At 65.8% G+C, this 243-nt stretch carries 2 pseudogenes; both read right to left on the bottom strand.

Going from position 1 to position 243, the window contains the following annotated elements:
• Window positions 1–165 (bottom strand): annotated as a pseudogene (locus AC0IYH_RS33485) (SAM-dependent methyltransferase); the annotation flags it as partial.
• Window positions 165–243: pseudogene (locus tag AC0IYH_RS33480) on the bottom strand (nucleotide pyrophosphohydrolase); the annotation flags it as partial. The pseudogenes AC0IYH_RS33485 and AC0IYH_RS33480, both read right to left, overlap by 1 nt.

Genomic DNA, 243 nt, shown 5'->3' with positions numbered 1-243 from the left:
CATATGGCCAAGCCCGGCGCCGACATCGAGCACCCGCAGTGGGCGCGCAGGCAGTGCCTCGGTGAGATCAGCCTGCAGCACGGCGAGGCGGATCTCGCCTTTGGCGCCGCCATAGATCTTCTCGGCGAAGCGGGTCGCCAGTTCGTCGAAGTGACGGTCGCTCATCAGCTGAACCGCCGTTCGCTGTCGGCGAGTTTGGCGCGCACCACCTGTTCCATATCCAGCCCCAACTCGCTGCACAGC

The sequence above is a fragment of the Pseudomonas sp. AC463 genome (genome assembly GCF_979253585.1).
This window is presented reverse-complemented; position numbering and strand designations above follow the sequence as displayed.